Annotated in this window: 15 protein-coding genes and 1 pseudogene; 13 read left to right on the top strand and 3 right to left on the bottom strand. The window is 63.8% G+C overall.

Annotation, left to right across the window (positions count from 1 at the left end; translation table 11 throughout):
• The first annotated feature begins 55 nt into the window (after nt 1-55).
• The 5 genes from rnc to J8C01_RS13165 all read left to right on the top strand — a co-directional run bounded on the left by rnc (nt 56) and on the right by J8C01_RS13165 (nt 4,165).
• Nucleotides 56-748, top strand: coding sequence for a ribonuclease III (rnc, locus tag J8C01_RS13185; protein WP_041570144.1), 693 nt, complete (start codon nt 56-58; stop codon nt 746-748).
• Nucleotides 745-2,112: an AsmA family protein gene (locus tag J8C01_RS13180; protein ID WP_211433266.1), complete on the top strand. Its 1,368-nt coding sequence runs from the start codon at nt 745-747 to the stop codon at nt 2,110-2,112. Before rnc ends, J8C01_RS13180 begins: the two co-directional genes overlap by 4 nt.
• Before the next feature lie 9 nt (nt 2,113-2,121).
• A complete protein-coding gene (locus J8C01_RS13175; protein WP_014101076.1) occupies nt 2,122-2,742 on the top strand; it encodes a class I SAM-dependent methyltransferase in 621 nt (206 codons plus the stop codon).
• Nucleotides 2,739-3,680, top strand: coding sequence for an NAD-dependent epimerase/dehydratase family protein (locus tag J8C01_RS13170; RefSeq protein ID WP_014101077.1), 942 nt, complete (start codon nt 2,739-2,741; stop codon nt 3,678-3,680). Before J8C01_RS13175 ends, J8C01_RS13170 begins: the two co-directional genes overlap by 4 nt.
• 107 nt (nt 3,681-3,787) lie before the next feature.
• Entirely contained in the window at nt 3,788-4,165 is a 378-nt protein-coding gene (locus J8C01_RS13165) for a SaoD/DsrE family protein (protein WP_014101078.1), read from the top strand.
• Nucleotides 4,166-4,220: 55 nt separating this feature from the next.
• Here the strand turns inward: J8C01_RS13165 and J8C01_RS13160 are convergent, their stop codons facing one another.
• The 3 genes from J8C01_RS13160 to J8C01_RS13150 form a co-directional block, all read right to left on the bottom strand.
• Complete coding sequence (locus tag J8C01_RS13160; protein ID WP_014101079.1) at nt 4,221-5,393, bottom strand: ferritin-like domain-containing protein; 1,173 nt, start codon at nt 5,391-5,393, stop codon at nt 4,221-4,223.
• A gap of 91 nt (nt 5,394-5,484) precedes the next feature.
• A complete protein-coding gene (gene trpD / locus J8C01_RS13155; protein ID WP_211433265.1) occupies nt 5,485-6,450 on the bottom strand; it encodes an anthranilate phosphoribosyltransferase in 966 nt (321 codons plus the stop codon).
• 339 nt (nt 6,451-6,789) lie between these two features.
• Complete coding sequence (locus tag J8C01_RS13150) at nt 6,790-8,007, bottom strand: hypothetical protein (protein WP_211433264.1); 1,218 nt, start codon at nt 8,005-8,007, stop codon at nt 6,790-6,792.
• Nucleotides 8,008-8,203: 196 nt separating this feature from the next.
• Here J8C01_RS13150 and J8C01_RS13145 point away from each other — a divergent pair, with 196 nt between their 5' ends.
• The 8 genes and pseudogenes from J8C01_RS13145 to J8C01_RS13110 all read left to right on the top strand — a co-directional run bounded on the left by J8C01_RS13145 (nt 8,204) and on the right by J8C01_RS13110 (nt 16,242).
• Entirely contained in the window at nt 8,204-9,358 is a 1,155-nt protein-coding gene (locus tag J8C01_RS13145) for an XdhC family protein (RefSeq protein WP_211433263.1), read from the top strand.
• Nucleotides 9,355-9,981 carry a nucleotidyltransferase family protein gene (locus J8C01_RS13140; protein ID WP_211433262.1) on the top strand — a complete coding sequence of 209 codons (627 nt, stop codon included), beginning with the start codon at nt 9,355-9,357 and terminating at the stop codon, nt 9,979-9,981. The genes J8C01_RS13145 and J8C01_RS13140 overlap by 4 nt, the downstream gene beginning before the upstream one ends.
• 15 nt (nt 9,982-9,996) lie before the next feature.
• Nucleotides 9,997-11,748 carry a protein kinase domain-containing protein gene (locus tag J8C01_RS13135; protein WP_211433261.1) on the top strand — a complete coding sequence of 584 codons (1,752 nt, stop codon included), beginning with the start codon at nt 9,997-9,999 and terminating at the stop codon, nt 11,746-11,748.
• On the top strand, nt 11,735-12,514 hold the full coding sequence (locus J8C01_RS13130; RefSeq protein WP_041569983.1) for an SDR family NAD(P)-dependent oxidoreductase: 780 nt from the start codon (nt 11,735-11,737) through the stop codon (nt 12,512-12,514). The genes J8C01_RS13135 and J8C01_RS13130 overlap by 14 nt, the downstream gene beginning before the upstream one ends.
• Entirely contained in the window at nt 12,515-13,660 is a 1,146-nt protein-coding gene (gene galK / locus J8C01_RS13125) for a galactokinase (RefSeq protein WP_211433260.1), read from the top strand.
• 126 nt (nt 13,661-13,786) lie between these two features.
• Nucleotides 13,787-14,434: pseudogene (locus tag J8C01_RS15435) on the top strand (TolC family protein); the annotation flags it as partial.
• Nucleotides 14,435-14,440: 6 nt separating this feature from the next.
• Nucleotides 14,441-15,070 (top strand): TolC family protein, encoded by a 630-nt coding sequence (locus tag J8C01_RS13115; protein ID WP_371821121.1) that lies wholly within the window; start codon nt 14,441-14,443, stop codon nt 15,068-15,070.
• Nucleotides 15,067-16,242, top strand: a complete 1,176-nt coding sequence (locus J8C01_RS13110; protein ID WP_211433257.1) for an efflux RND transporter periplasmic adaptor subunit — start codon at nt 15,067-15,069, stop codon at nt 16,240-16,242. The genes J8C01_RS13115 and J8C01_RS13110 overlap by 4 nt, the downstream gene beginning before the upstream one ends.
• The last annotated feature ends 7 nt before the right edge of the window (nt 16,243-16,249 follow it).

Genomic DNA, 16,249 nt, shown 5'->3' with positions numbered 1-16,249 from the left:
CTGAACCCGTACCCGCCGCATGCCAAAACGTGGCAACCAGACTTTTGAACACCTTATGGCCCAGCTTGAAACCCGGCTGGGCCACCGGTTTGCCCGCCGCGAATGGCTTGCCGAGGCGCTGACCCACCGCTCCTACGCCTTGGAGCACCCACCCACGCCCCACAACGAGCGCCTCGAATTCCTTGGCGATGCCGTGCTCGGTTTCATCATCTGTGCCTGGCTTGTCGAGCAGTTCCCCACCGCCAGCGAAGGTGATCTGGCCAGGGCCAAGGGGCACCTCGTGGCTTCCGCCCAACTGGCCCAGGCGGCGGAGCGCATTGGGTTGGGTGAAGCCCTGCGCCTCGGCCGCAACGAGGAACAACAGGGCGGACGCCACAAGACGACGCTCCTGGAAAACGCCTTCGAGGCCGTTGTGGCCGCCCTGTACCTCGATGGCGGCATCGCCGTCGCCACCGATGCCGTACGGCGCATTTTCGCCGATGAGGTTGCCGCGCTCGACTTTGCCCACATTGCCGCACTCGACGCCAAAACGGCACTTCAGGATTGGCTCCGTCTGCACCGCCGACCGCTCCCCTGCTACGAAACCATTGCCGTCGAAGGTCAATCCCACCAACCGACGTTTCACGTCGTCGTCACGATTGAGGGCCACTGTCTGGGCGAAGGGCGCGGGCCAAGTCGCAAGGCCGCCGAGCAGGCAGCCGCGGCCATGGCGCTTCAGCAGTTGAAAGCCGAGGTTGAAACGTCATGACCACGGCCAGGGAAAACGCCCCCGCTTCATCCCTGCGGCGCCGATGGCCACTTCTGCTCGGGACCGCGGCCGCAGCCGCGGCTGTTCTCCTGCTACTCCTTTTCGTTGCACCGCACCTTATCCCGTCTGGCTGGCTCATTCCCCAACTGGAGCAACTTCTGAGCCGGGCGCTCGGCACACCGGTTCAGGTAGCCAGCGCCAGGGCCACCTCGTTTCTGCCGCTGACGATTGTCGTTGAAAACGTCACTCTGGGTCAGAACCGCCCGGAGGCCCGGCTGACAGGAACCATCCGGCAGGGTGAGTTTGGTATTGGCTGGCTCAACCTGTTCCGTCGCCGCCCGACCTTTACCCACCTGCACCTGGTCGAAGCGGACTTGCAGCTTTCAACCGGTACGGCTGCCGGGCCGTCCGGCCAGTGGCGGCTGTTGCCCGTACCATCCGCACCCCATCTGCCCGCAAGCCTGTCCGCACCGTCACGCCGGGCTTTTCATCACCCGGAACTGATGCTGCGCCCTGCCGCCGACACTCCAACTGACACCAATGCAGAACCGTTCAGCATTGAGCAGTTGGCCGTTCAGAACAGCCGCCTGTCCTGGCCCGACACGCCCTTCCAGTTCGAGCGCCTGAACACCGAAGGACGTGTGCAGGGACGTGACGTGACCCTGCGCCAGACCACGGCCAACTGGCTCAACGGGACACTCGAAGCCAGTGCCGTACGCCTGACCTTTGCCCCGGAACACCTTGGCTTTGCCATCACCGGCCGCCTGACCAACATTGCAACTGAAAAGCTGGCTTCCCCCCCGGAAACAGCGGCTGTGACCGGTCAGGGGACATTCCGGCTCGACATCGCAGGACAGTACCGCTACGAGACACGAAACTTCGAGGGACTGTCCGGCTCCGGCGATGGCGATCTGCGTGAAGGGTGCTTCCCCCGCCTCCGGCCGGGAGCCATTGGACGGACACTCGCCACCCCTGCGCTGCCCATGCGTCTGGGCGATTTCGACCTGGGCCCCCTGCAGGAACGCCTGCTGGGAACGGAATCCGGGCTGCCCTCAACCAGCGAAGGGCTGTCCTTCCGGGAACTCGTCTTCCGCTTTGCCTTGGAAGGCACAACCGTCAGGCTTGACGGACTCACCTGCACCATCGCCGAAAACCGCCAGATTTTTGGCCAAGGTGTGATTTCCCTGGCCGAGCGCCCGGCGCAGATTAACTTCGACCTGCGCTTCCCGCTGAACTTCGTTACGGGACGCAGCGCCAGCCGGCTCCCCTTCTTTGGAACATTGAGTGAGCGGCAGATGATTCCGGTCCGTGTCACCGGTACGTTCGAGCGGCCGGTCGTCGAAATCATCAGCCTTTCGCTGTAACCTCAGCTTATGAGCCATCTCAACCTGCCGCCCGAGGCCTTCCGACGTTGGGATGAAACGCCGGATGCCCGGTTCTACAGCCTGCCGCGCTTCGTCACCCACATTGACGCCGGAGCCATCGCTGCTGTCACGCAGCTTTACCGTGAGTATTTTCCTCCCGGCGGCGACATCCTCGATGTCTGTTCAAGCTGGGTCAGCCACCTGCCGGAAGATGTGACCTACCGGCAGGTCACTGGCATTGGGATGAATGCCGCCGAGCTGGCGGCCAATCCCCGGCTGACGGACTGGGTCGTTCACGATCTGAATACCAAGCCGGTTCTGCCTCTCGCCGATGCCAGTTTCGATGCCGCCGGTCTGTGCGTTTCCATTGACTATCTCACCGATCCGGTAGCCGTACTGCGCGACATCGGGCGGGTCCTGCGTCCGGGCGGGCCGCTGGTCGTCACCTTTTCCAACCGCTGTTTTCCCACCAAGGCGATTGCCATCTGGCTGATGCTCGACGATGCCGGGCGCTGTCGGCTGGTCGAGAATTTCTTTCGGGCGGCTGGCGTCTGGGACGACATTCACACCCTTGACCGTAGCCCCGGCACTGGTGATCCCCTCTATGCTGTCATCGGGAGGCGGCGATGAGCATCCGCTGTCTCGTCACCGGCGGCGCCGGCTTCATCGGCAGCCATCTGGTCGAACGGCTCGTCCGGGACGGCCATCGCGTCCGGGTCGTGGACAACCTCATCACCGGCTTTCGGCACAATCTGGCGGCTGTCGCGGCCGAGGTTGAGTTCATCGAAGGCGCGCTGGAAGACCCGGCAACGGCGCAGCAGGCTGTAGCCGGCGTGGAAGTCATTTTCCACGAGGCAGCGCTGCCCAGTGTGCCCCGCTCCGTCCAGGACCCGTTCACCTCCCAACGCTGCGGCGAAGTCGCCACCCTGACGCTGCTCGCTGCCGCAGCCCGGGCCGGCAGCGTCAGGCGCGTCATTTACGCCTCTTCATCGAGCATCTACGGCGACACACCAACTCTTCCCAAGGTGGAGACCATGCCGCCACGGCCGCTGAGTCCCTACGCGGCAACCAAGCTGGCCGGAGAAGGCTACATGTCCGCCTACGCAGCCTTGAGCGGCATGGATACGCTGTGCCTACGGTACTTCAACGTCTTTGGGCCGCGCCAGGACCCAAACAATCAGTACGCCGGCGTCATTGCCAGGTTTGTCCAGGTGATGGCACGCGGCGAGCGGCCGACCATCTATGGCGACGGAACGGCCACCCGGGACTTCACCCCCGTTGCCAACGTCGTACAGGCCAACCTGCTGGCTATGAACGCTCCGGGGCGCTTCCAGGGCGAAGTGTTCAACATCGCCTGCGGACGGCAGATTTCCCTTCAGAGGCTTGTGCAGCAGCTCAATGCGCTGTTTGGGACCGACCTCAACCCTGTCCACGCTGCACCGCGGCCCGGCGACATCGCCCACTCCTGCGCCGACATCGCCAAAGCGGGGCGCCTGCTGGGTTATGCGCCCCAGGTGGATTTTGAAACCGGGCTGCGCGAACTGGTTCACCAGACACCCCGCCTTTAGCTGCCCGGTTCGCGGCCAGCCACAGACGGCGCGACCTCTTGCCTGACTGCGTATAAAATCGTATTTTTCCTGAACACAAAACACACCCGTACTCTGGATGCACGCTCATGAAAGTTGCCTACGTCTTTGCCACCAACATGGCCAGCACCTTCAAACTGGCGACGATGATCCTGCCGCAGCTCGAAGACGGAGAACACGGCGCACAGGTCGTCGGAATGATGTTTTTTGATGACAACTTGTTCTGCCTCCGGCAGGGTGACCCCGTGGGTGAGCGGCTGGCGCGCCTCGCCAAGGAACAGGGCATCCTGCTGATGGTGTGTGACCAGTGCGCGGTGCGCCGCAACCTGGCTGAAGGCAACTTCGAGCAGTGCGGCAAGGGACAGGTCAAAGCCAAGGGGCTGGTTGAAGGCGTCGTAGCCGGGTGTTTTCCGCAGCTCTATGCGGCTTTGGCCGGAAATCCACCCGACTACGTCATCACGCTGTAAGCCCGGACCCCACCCCATCAACGGCCGATGTGGCTGAGACTGTGGTGTGGAAGGTTCACACGGTGTCTTCCAGAAGGTCGGCGGCCGTGAGTTCCGTCGCCGGACGTTCGTGCTCAAAGGCCAGCAGTCCCAGTTGTGCGTAGTGCGGACGAATGCGGTCGCTGAGCAGCCCAATCCGTTTGAGATTGGGAATGATGCGGCGAAACATCGTCCGCCGGAACATGGCCATCATGTCCGAGTGGAGCACCAGCCGGTTCCACTGCGCACGGCGCAGGCGATGGGCAAAGTGCTCATCGTAGATTTCGTGCAGAAGGAACCGGTTGCGCAGCAGCACGGCCATTTCAAACGCCCAGTCTTCACGGTCCCGGCGCTCACGTTCACTGACCTCCCGAAGGTAGAACTCGCCCAGCGCGAGTACGCCGAAGTGGACGTGGCGGGCTTCATCCGTGATGACCATTTTGAGCAGGTCGCGCAGCAGCGGCTCGCCCGACAACTGGCGCAACGTGGTGAAAGCCCCCAGGGCCAGCCCCTCGATCATGATTTGCATCCCCAGGAATTTCACGTCCCAGCGCGAATCCGTCATCAGGGCATCAATGACGACGTAGAGGTTGTCGTTGATGTCATAGAGCTTTTCCAGCTTCGTCGTCAGATAGGTGTGAAACGCCTCGACATGACGGCTTTCATCCATCACCTGCGTGCCGCCATAGAGCTTGGCATCGAGCCATGGCACGGCCGTTGTGGTCAGCGCCGCCGCGTAGAGCGCCCCCTGTTCGCCGTGCAGAAACTGACTGAGCAGCCAGCTTGTCAGCGCGTGGAGCTGCACCCGGCGCTCGTGTTCGGTCAGCTTTGACCAGAGCGGAAGCCAGTAGGCTGGGTGAAACTTCTCCGGCAGCAGCACAGTGTCGGGATGAAACGGATCGACAAGACGCTGCCAGTCCAAATCGGTGGTGGCATTCCACTGGGCGGTTTTGGCGGCTTCGGTCAGACGACGAATTTCGGGCTGATTGCGTTCGTAACGCCAGTCGAAGTTGGCCGGATACCCCACCGGCAACGCCGTGGTGTCTTCCCGTTTGCCGCGTTTTTGAATCAGACCACGGTAGGCCGGGCCGAGCAGCCCCGCCAGTACCCGAACATTGCCATTGGCCGTAGCCTGGTACAGTAAAGCGCCCTGTTGCATGAGCGCATCCAGCTCAGACAGGACAGCCTCGCGCGTAGGCAGACGCAACATAAGCGACGTGCCTCCCTTGTGACGGACGGTCGTGACGGGGGCCATCACAGGCGTGAAGGTTACGGCCCCACGCCCACAAGAGCAAACGCTTTCACCTGTGCACGTGTGCCAAAAAGGTTTCCACCTGGCGCTGAACCTCTCCGCTGGCGAGAAGTTCGGCCGCGCAGGCGGCACCGTCAGCCAGCGTTTCCGTCCGTCCGGCGGCCACAAACCCAAGGCCGGCATTGAGCCGTACGCTGTGGTAATCGGCCGAAACGGTATCCCGTCCCGTCACGATGTCCCGGAACTGCCGCAGATTGGCCTCTGGTGTATAGGGCTGAGCTTCTACATCGCACGGCAGGTCGGGCGGTGTGCAGGAGCGTTTGTCAATCCGCCGGGGCGTCACTTCATACAGGACGGAGGTTCCGACCGGCGTCAGTTCGTCCCGGTTTTCATAGCCGCGCACGACTATGGCCCGACGTGTTTGCAGGTTGTTTGCCAGCCACTGGGCGATGAACGCCTGCATGCGCGGATGGGACACCCCCATGACGCGCCGGCCGGGATGCAGGGGATGCAGCAGCGGGCCGATGTAGTTGAAAAGGGTCGGACGCCCGAACCGCCGCCGCGCCGCCGCCACAGCCTTGAGCGCCGGGTAACACTGAGGTGCGTAGAGAAACGCCAGGTTGGTGGCATCGAGCAGGCGCGGGAGCCGCTCCGGCGGATACTCGACCGGGACGCCGAGCTGTTCGAGCAGGTCAAAGCTCCCGCTCGTACTGGTGGCAGCGCGGTTGCCGAACTTGACCACGCGCACGCCCCCGGCTGCCAGAACGAAAGCCACTGTGGTTGAGACATTGAAGTGCGGCCGACCGCTGCCGCCCGTGCCGCAGCAGTCAAAGACCGGCTCAGCCAGCTCCGGCAGTGGGCAGGCCGTGGCGCGGACGGCTGCAATGAGCGTGGTGAATTGCTCAAACGTTGCGGTGTCGGGCGTCAACGATGCCAGCAGCGCATCGGTTTCCGCTTCACTCAGGCGGCCGGCAAGCAGCGCGGCCAGATGGTTGGCCAGGGTCTCATCCATCATCTTCTTCTGTTGACTCCAGCCTGCCCGGCGGTCCGGCATCGGGCTGGCAACTGGAGACAGGCAAACTGCGAAGCATCTGACACAAAACAATTTTTTCGGGTGCTCGGTGGTCACACGTTATTCGTGCGAGCACCCATCGTACACTGACCGGTATGAACTCCACGCAGCGCACACGCCTTCGCCACTCAAACGCCCTCTTCTTCGAGCACCGCTGCCCAAATTGTGCCGAGTGCAAAAATCTTTGATGCCAAGAGGTGTTGATCACATGGTGTAGGGGCGGGTTCTGAACCCGCCCCTACACGTGTTCTTCGTTATCCACCATTCGCCATCCCTTACTCCTCATTCACGCGCACGTATTGTCACCTGCAACGTTTCCCCTTCTGTCACAACAGCCACCCGCACCCGTAGCCGGGCGGCACAGGCAGAGACCTGCCCAGCCGGCACGGTCACAGCCACCTGTTCACCATCGAGCCGCACGCTGCCGCCAAACTCACGTGCCACAGTCGCCACCTGAGTCAGCGCCGCGCGCCGGTTCGCCACCACCAGGCGTAAGGTCAGCGCTGTGACCGGGGCGGCTGTTCCCTGAACATCGGCCGCCGAACCCGGCCTTGCTCTGGGGGCTTCCTTCATTTCATCGCGGGCCCTGTCGGTGGCTCCAGCACCGGACACCCGCCCGGCCACAGACGGCGCAGCACCCGCCTCCGGCAGCGGAGCTGCGGCCAACGGACGGGCTTCCCGCCGTTCCGCCGACATCGCTTCTGCCTTGTGCGCCGTTTCATCTCCGGCTGATGGCGCAGCCGCCACGGATGACTGTCCAGCCATCTGTTCCGGCGGTGTTGTCGGCAACGCCGGCGCGCGTAAAGCTCCCGCCCGTTGCCGGTCTTCCGCCGTCCCGGACGAACCGGCTGAGGGCCCCGAACGCTTTGATTTCCCCTCCGGCGACGCCGCTTCCAGCACCGATGCCGCCGGGTCTTTTTTCTGTGGTGCAGCACCAACCGGTGCGGCTTCGGCAGGCAGTACCGGACGGGCGGCATCCTCCGGCCGGGCCGTTGCCGCACCTGGCTGTGCTGGCAGTTCAGAAGTTGGTGGCGCTGAAGTTTCAGATGCCTTTGACTGTGCCAGTTCATCCGGCGCCGACGGGCTGAGAACCCACCACAAACCGCCCCCAACCAGCAAGAACACACCCGCCGCAGCCCCAAACGCCCAGACCGGCGAACGAACATTCCATCGCCAGGGCATCCACCCGGACAGCCACCCGGCAAATCTTCCGGTTGACCGGTCAGGCTTGGCCGCCGGCAACGACGCCGCAGGGCGCCAGCCGGCGCGGGCCAGAATTTCCCCTGCCGACGGCCACCCGCCTGGCTCCGGCACGTCCCAGTGTGTTCCCTCCAACCACCTGCGCGCCGTTCGCAGCTCTTCCAGCATTTCCCGCGCCGCCGCGGAACGCGCCAGCAAGTCGGCAACTTCCCGGTGGCGCGCCGGCGGCAGCTTGCCGTCGAGGTAATCCTCAAAGTCGCCATACAGCGGATTGTCGAGTTCCTCGGACGCAGATGACATAGCCAGTCCTTCAGTTGTGGGTACGGTTGGCAAGCTGGTAGTCGCTGCCGACAGCAAAAGGTTCCGGCTGGCAGGTTATACGGCACTCAAAAATTTCAGTGTGACAACCCAGGCATGTTACAAAGCACGAACAACCGCCGTTCATTCAGCCAGTGGTGAACAACCGCCTTTATCAGCCTTAGCCTTTTATACCACGATGTCTGAACTCGATGTGCTTCTGATGGCGCTTCGCCGTTTCACCTCCCCGGCTCCATGCCACTTGGCGCTCGCCACCGTGGTGAGTGTTACCGGCTCGTTCTACCGGCGGCCCGGGGCGCGCATGCTCATCGCTGAAACAGGCGAGACGGTTGGCAACATCAGTGGCGGCTGCCTTGAACCGGACCTCATCGAGCGGGCGCAGGCGATTCTGGCCAGCGGCAAAGCGCAACTGGTGAGCTATGACCTGCACGATGTCGCTACGGATACGACGTGGGGGCCGGCGCTGGGCTGTGAAGGCGAAACCCTCATCTACATCGAGCCTTTCCACGCCAACCAGAGCCATCACCCTCTCGACCTGCTGGCCCTGACCCGCGCAACCGGCGAAGATGCTGCCTTGGCACATGTTTTCCAGGCAGAAGGTGAGTTTGCCGGGCGCGCCGGCTTTCGGCTGCTGCATACCGCCGACACCCCCGAAGCCAACGGTGCGCCGATTGAACAGGCAGGCTGGATACGGCAGCTCCACTTCGAACTGCGCACCTGCCTGTCTGAACGCCGCTCCCGGCAGATGACCTACACCACTGCGCGCGGCAGCCTCAGAGCCTTTGTCGAATTCCTGCCCGCGCCGCTCCAACTGACCATTCTGGGCGCTGGCGATGATGCACTTCCCCTGGCACAACTCGCCGACCGGCTCGGCTGGTATGTCACTGTGGCCGACCGGCGTCCCGCTCTGGCTACGCCGGAACGCTTCCCCACCGCCCGGCAGGTACTCGTGGTGCCCACGGTCAATGACCTCCCGCTGCGGGCGCAGGATCATGTCGTCGTCATGACCCATCACTACCCCAGCGACAAAGCCATCGTACGCCGTTTGGCCGCCGTCCAACCGCGCTACGTCGGCCTGCTGGGTCCCCGGCGGCGCACCGAACGCATGCTGGCCGAACTGGCGGACGAAGGCTGTCGTGTTGCTCCAGAAATTGTTGAAGCCTGGCACTTTCCGGTTGGTCTCGACCTCGGCGCGGAAACGCCCGTGGAAGTGGCGGTCTCCATCGTGGCTGAAATTCTGGCCGTTGCCAACCGGCGCAACGGCCAGTTTCTGCGCCAACGCGAAGCACCCATTCACACGCCCCTGCCAGTCTCATCCTCCCTGTCGCCATGAGCGTCGCGCCCGGACGGTTTCCCAGTGCCGCCATCCTGCTGGCCGGTGGCGCGGCGCGGCGGATGGGCGGACGCCCCAAGCTTCTGCTGTCCATTGACGGCGAATCCCTCCTGCAACGCGCCATCCGCTTGGCGCGCGCAGTTCACGCCGTGCCTACCCTTGTTGTGCTTGGCGGCCATGCCGAAAGCTACCGCGCCCACCTCGCCGACGCCGACAGCGGCCCCGATGTCCAACTCATTGACAACCCGCAGTGGGCAGAAGGGTTGGGCGCTTCGTTGCGCTGTGGCGTCGCAGCACTTCCCCCGAACCGGCCGCCGGAAGCCACCTTCTTCGTCCTCGCCCCGGACCAACCGCTGGTGTCGGTCACACAGCTTCACCGGCTTCAGGACGCTCTCCGCGACCATCCCGAAGCCACGGCGGCCGCCTGCGACTATGCCGGGACGCCCGGCGTGCCGGTACTGTTCCGGTACGTCTGGCGTCACCGGCTGCTGGAAGCGCATGGCGACATCGGCGCCCGACGCTACCTGCAGGAATACCGCCACGAGGTGACGACGTTGCCCTTCCCTGAAGGCGCATGCGACATTGACACCGACGAAGACTACGCCGCCTTTCTGCGTCGGTAACATTCCAGGCACCCCATGCCGCACCCTGCCGCCAATGTGCCTCCTTTGCGCCCCGGTCTGGTCATCGGTGAATACCGCCTCGATGCCTCGCTGACGGCCGATGTGGGCGATGCCGCGTGGCGCGGGCAAAGCCTGTTGGATCAGGCTATCGTCCGGCTTGACGTGTTCCAGGACACACCGGCGACGAGTCCGTTGACCCGCGTGGCATTCGAGCTGGCCAAACTGCCGACGCATCCCCATCTGCTCCCTGTGCTGGATGTCGTGACCATGGACGCGCTGACGTTCGTCGTCAGCCCCTACCTGCCCGTGTCGCTGGCCGAACGTCCACGTCCGCTCACGCCGGAAGAAGCTGTCCACACCATCCGGCAGCTTCTGGCGGCGCTTCAGGTGTTGCACGAACACGGGCAGGTACACGGACGACTTGCCCCGAACTACATGGCGCTCGACGGCGAACAGGTGCGGCTGCGGGGCTACGGCTTCAGCCAGGTCCGCCCGCGTCCGGCGGAAATCCTGCCGTATGTCTCTCCCCATGCGCTCGACGCGCCGCCGACGCCCCAGGACGACATCTGGGCAGCCGGCATACTGCTGTTCGAGCTGCTGAGCGGAGACCTGCCGTTTCCGCACCAGAACCAAGACGATCTGCTGCTGGCGATTCGGACGCTCTATCCTGACCCACTTCCACATACGCTTCCGGCGCGACTGCGGCATATCGTCGCGCGTGCGCTCGAACGCGACCGCCGCCGGCAGTACGCCACTGCGCAGCAGATGGCCGAAGAACTGACCGCCTGCGCCGCAGAACTCGCCCAGGAAACCACGGCACGTACGTCGTCACCGTCCCTCCGTCCGTTTGCCGTGGCGTCCATCGCTTCCCCGCCCGGACGCCACACGGGACGCCTGGCGCTACTGGTTATCGGACTCATCAGTTTTCTGATGCTGGCCGGCATCTGGCTAACCGTTCGGTATTTTGAAGGCAAAGACATGTGGCGAATGCTGCCGAACGAGACGATTGTGGCCCCGGCAGGCGGCGACTTTGCAACAATTTCAGAAGCCATCCGGTCAGCCCGGACCGGCGCGCGCATTCTCATTCGTCCCGGCGTGTACCGCGAAACTGTCCTCCTGACAAAAAACATCGAACTCGTCGCCGATGGTCCGGCTGGCAGCGTCATTATTGCTTCACATGATGCGCCCTGCCTGCGCCAGAGCCTCGGCGCGCAGGTTGTGCGCGGCCTGACGCTGCAAAGCCATCAGGCTCCGGCCATACAACTCAATGGGGGCGCGCTTACCATCGAGGACAGTCAGATGACGGCTGTGGCGGGCGAGGGTGTTGCCGTGAAAGGGATGGAGACGCGGCTTGTTTTGCGCCGCAGCCGCCTGCACGACGGTCCGGGCCATGGTCTTGCCGCCACCGATGGCGCCCGGCTGGAACTCGTTGAATGTGACATTATCGGACACGGCGGAGATGGCATCCGGCTTACCGGGCAGGCCCAGCTCCGGGCCTATGACAGCCGCATTGCAGACAACCGGCAGGCGGGCGTCCGGGCGCTGGAGCGCGCTGCCGCCCGGCTCGAACGGTGCACGCTGGAGCGTAACGGCAAGGCAACGGACGGCAATGTGACCCTGGGGCAATTACCGGGAGCGCAGGCTTCCAAGCCGGCATTAAAAGAGGGACTTCCAGCCCGCAGGCAGCATTGCGCTTCACACGTGTTCCCGGCAAACTGGCGACATTCCACTCCACACACAGGTTTGACGCACCATGGCCCTGAATGACATCTCACTTGCCGGCAAGGTTGCCATCGTCACCGGCGGCGGCCGCGGTATCGGTAAATCCATCACGAAGCATTTTGTCGCGGCCGGCGCCAATGTCGTCATTGCCAGCCGCAAGCTGGAAGTGCTTCAGGCGACAGCCGCCGAGCTGTCCGACATGCCCGGACGCATCCACTGCGTCGGCTGCCATGTCGGACGCAAGGAAGACATCGAAAACCTCGTGGCCGAAACAGAAAGGGTTTTCGGCCCGGTGGATATTCTCGTCAACAACAGCGTGACGAACATTGGCCAAGGGCCGTCGCTCGATGTGACCGACGAAATGCTCGACAAAATGGTGGATGTCAACGTGAAGTCTGTGCTGCGGCTCATCCGGCTGACCGTGCCCAAGATGATCGAGCGCGGCACCGGCGGCTCCATCATCAACGTCGTGTCCATTTCCGGCATTCAGCCGCAGTATCAGGGACTGCTGTACAGCTTCACCAAAGCCGGACTTATCATGATGACGCGCAACTGGGCGCAGGAATTCAGCCCCCACGGCGTTCGGGTCAACGCGCTGGCACCGGGTCTTGTTCGCACCGACTTCAGCGAGTTCTATTGGAAGAACGAAGACCTGATGCGCCGCCTCAAAGCCACCCAGCCCATTCCACGCATTGGCGAACCGGATGACATCGGCTTTGCCGCGCTGTTTCTGGCCTCCGACAAGGCATCCTACATGACCGGCCAGGTGTTAACCGTGGACGGTGGGGCGCTCATCCAGCGGGTACTGTGAATGGCAACCCCGGCGGAAACCTTCCGGCAGCAGTTTGGCGTCGGCGGCCGGTGTTTTTCAGCTCCCGGACGGGTCAACCTCATCGGCGAACACGTGGATTACAACGCGGGCATCGTACTGCCGATGGCAATCGGGTTGCGCCTGTGGGTCTGGGCCAGTCCCCGTTCTGACCGGCAACTGCACGTCATCGCCCACGACCTGGGGGAAACAGACGTTCTTGACCTTGATGCCCCCGGCCGGCGTACCGGCACGTGGCGTGATTACCTTGCCGGAACGGCCTTTCACCTCGAAGCTGCCGGTTTTCGCCTGACCGGCGCGAACCTGCTCATCACAAGCGACATCCCGACCGGGGCGGGACTGTCTTCCTCGGCCGCGTTGGAAGTCGCCGTCGGCTTTGCCCTGCTCACTCTGGCCGGACACACCGTTGACCGTCTGGCACTCGCCCGCGCCGGACAGGCGGCCGAGCACGATTTCGTCGGAATGCGCTGCGGATTGATGGATCAGTTCGTGGTGGCGCACGGGCGCGCCGGGCATGCCGTCTGGCTGGACTGCCGTTCCCTGGCTTTTGACTTCATTCCGCTCGACACAAACCAGTGCGCCGTCGTGGTGGTCGACAGCGGCGTGAAGCACCAGTTGGCGGCTTCGGAATACAACACACGCCGGCAGGAATGCGAAGCTGCACTCAGTGTTCTCCAGCGCCTGTTTCCCGACCGGACAACATTGCGGGATGTCACCGAAGCCGAACTGGCGCAGGCGGCCGGGATGCTTTCGGATTCACTCTTGCAACGGGTGCGGCATGTCGTGACCGAGATCGGCCGGGTCACGGCATTTGCCCAGGCGCTGCGCGCCAGCGACTGGACCCAGGCCGGGGCGTTGCTGACGGCTTCCCACCGGTCACTTTCGGAAGACTATGCCGTGAGTTGCCCGGAACTCGATGCGCTGGTGGCGGCCGCCCGGCAGATTCCCGGCTGTTACGGTGCGCGGCTGACCGGCGGCGGGTTTGGTGGCTGTACGGTCAACCTCGTCGCGCCGGAAGCCCTGGATGCCTTTTTGCGTGAAGTCCCACGGGCCTATGCCCAACACACCGGCGGCACGGCCCGGATGTGGGTCGTCCAACCGGCCGCTGGCGTCGGCGAAATGGACTGACCGGACAGCCTTGGTCGGGAAAAGACAGGCTGTTTGTTTAGCCACGTCAATTGTTCGTCTTCCACGATAACTTACCTCATCCTGCGGGGACACCAACCCACACCCTTCTGGAGTACAAAGCTGTCCATGCCTGGTGTTCGGATGCACGTATGGTGTGTCACCGTTCTGGCCCTGCTGTGGCTGACCGTTGGCGCTTCGGCCCAGACGCCCAACCCGATGGCGATCACCGTCGAACAGGCCGTCGCCGAAGCCCTGCAACGCAACCTCAGCATTCTGGCTGAACGCTACGAAATTCCACGGGCGGAAGCTGAAGTCATCGCGGCCCGGCTGTGTCCCAATCCAGTGCTGAGTCTGGGTGGAGACCACCTGGATGTACTCGGCACGGGCTACGACGCCATCAACAATGCCGGCCCGCCAGAATATGCGGCGCGTGTGGACTGGCCGCTGGAACGCCCAAGCAAGCGCCGCGCCCGGATCGCCGTCGCTGAACAGGCCCGGGCAGCAGCCGAATTTCGCCTGTAAGACGCTTTGCGCCAGCTCACACTTGAAGTCCAGCAGGCGTTTGTCGAACTTCAGGCCGCCAAAGAAAGCCTGCAACTGGCGCGCGCCAACCAGCAGACCTTTGAAGAACTCGTCGCCATCAATGCCGCCCGGGTGCGGGCCGGCGATCTGTCCCCGATTGAACTGGTACGGACGCGCGTTTCCGCCATCCAGCTCAACCAGGCGGTCATTCAGGCGGAAACCCGCTGGCGCGTGGCGCAAAACCGGCTTCAGGCCCTGATGGGGCGGGCCGAGGCGCTGGATACCTTCGAGGCCGTCGGGGACATGCGCCGGGATGACCTTCCGCCGGGGCTTTCCCCGCTGCTGTCCCGCGCGATTGATCTGCGCCCCGACCTGCGTGCGCTGCGCGCCGAGCAGGCGCGGACGCTGGCCGATCTCAAACTCCAGATTGCCCAGGGCAAAATCGAGTACACCGTCGGCGTGGAATACCGCCGCCAGCAGGGTCTGGCCGGAACGGGCAACTCGCTGGGACTGTTCCTGTCCCTGCCGCTGACCATCTATGACCGCAATCAGGGCGGGATTGCCCGGGCGCAGGCCGAAATCCGCCAGTCCGAACTGCGCATTGCGGCCCTCGAACGGGAAATTCGCGCCCAACTTGAAGCCACGTATGCCCAGTGCCGGGCCGCCAACACCGTCCTGCTGAGTTTCGAGAGCGGCCTGCTCGAACAGGCCCGCGATGTTCTCAACGTGACCGAATACGCCTACCGCCGGGGTGAAGCCAGTTTCGTTGAATTTCTGGACGCCCAGCGGACCTACAACGAAACGATGCAGGGCTACATTGATGCCCGCGCCGAATATGCGCGGCTGCGTTTTACGCTGGACAACCTGACCGCTCAGGGAACGCCATGAGAGATGTCTTGAAAACCCACGCCGGTCGGCTGGCCCTGGCTGGCTTCGTCATGAGTCTGGCCATCGGCTGCCAGAAACCGACGGAAGCGCCGGTCAATCCGGCCCGGAAAGACGACTGGAAACAGGAAATCCGGGTTGAATCCGTGACCGTCGAACGTGTGCCGCGTGATGAAGTCATCGCACCCGGCAAGGTCGAACTCGATCCCAACCGCATTGCGCGCATCATGCTGCCACTGCCCGGACGCATTACGGAAGTGCGTGTCCGGGTAGGCGATGCTGTCCGGGCCGGCCAACCGCTGGTGACGCTGGAAAGCCCGGACGTGGCAGAAGCCATCGGGGCGCTGCGGCAGGCCGAAGCCAACCTCGTACAGGCCCGGGCTGGTCTGGCGCAGGCCGAAGCGGCGCTGGCCAAAGCCGAGCAGGATGCCGAACGCGCCAAAGACCTCTACGAACACCGGGCCATTGCCCAGAAGGAAGTTCTGGCGGCGGACAACGTTGTGGTGCAGTCCCGCGCAGCGGTTGAGCAGGCCCGCGCCGTCGTGGCGCAGGCCGAAGCCGGCCGGGAACAGGTGCGGCGGCGGCTCGAAACCCTTGGGCTGGATGACAGCGGACGCGAACAGCGCATTACCGTCCGCGCCCCGCTCAACGGCAAGGTCCTTGAACTCGCCGTGGTTCCCGGCGAGTACCGTACCGATACGTCCGTGTCGCTGATGACCATCGCCGACCTGAGTCGGCTGGTCGTCACGGCCAACGTCCCGGAAGCCAACCTCTACCTTGTGGAGGTGGGTGAAAACGTCGAAGTCGAACTGACGGCTTTTCCCAACGAACGTTTCACCGGGCGGGTCATCCGCATTGCCGACACGATTGATCCGCAGACCCGGACGGCGCGGGTCATTGTGGAACTCACTTCCGGCGTGCAGCGGCTGCGCCCGGACATGTTCGCCCGTCTCCGGCTCTCTGACGCCCCGACGCCGCTGCCGGTGATTCCGAAAGCGGCGGTTGTTGAACGGGAAGGTGTCACCGGTGTCTTTGTTGAACGGGAAGCGGGCAGGTTTGACTGGCGTCCCGTGCGGGTGGGCGTGGCGCTTGGCGAGCGGGTCGCCGTGCTCGAAGGTCTCCGGCCGGAAGAACGGGTGGTGGTCGGGGGAACGATGCTGCTGTACCGCAATTGAAGCGAGG

The sequence above is a fragment of the Chloracidobacterium sp. D genome (assembly GCF_018304685.1).
Taxonomy (GTDB): Bacteria; Acidobacteriota; Blastocatellia; order Chloracidobacteriales; family Chloracidobacteriaceae; genus Chloracidobacterium; species Chloracidobacterium thermophilum.
This window is presented reverse-complemented; position numbering and strand designations above follow the sequence as displayed.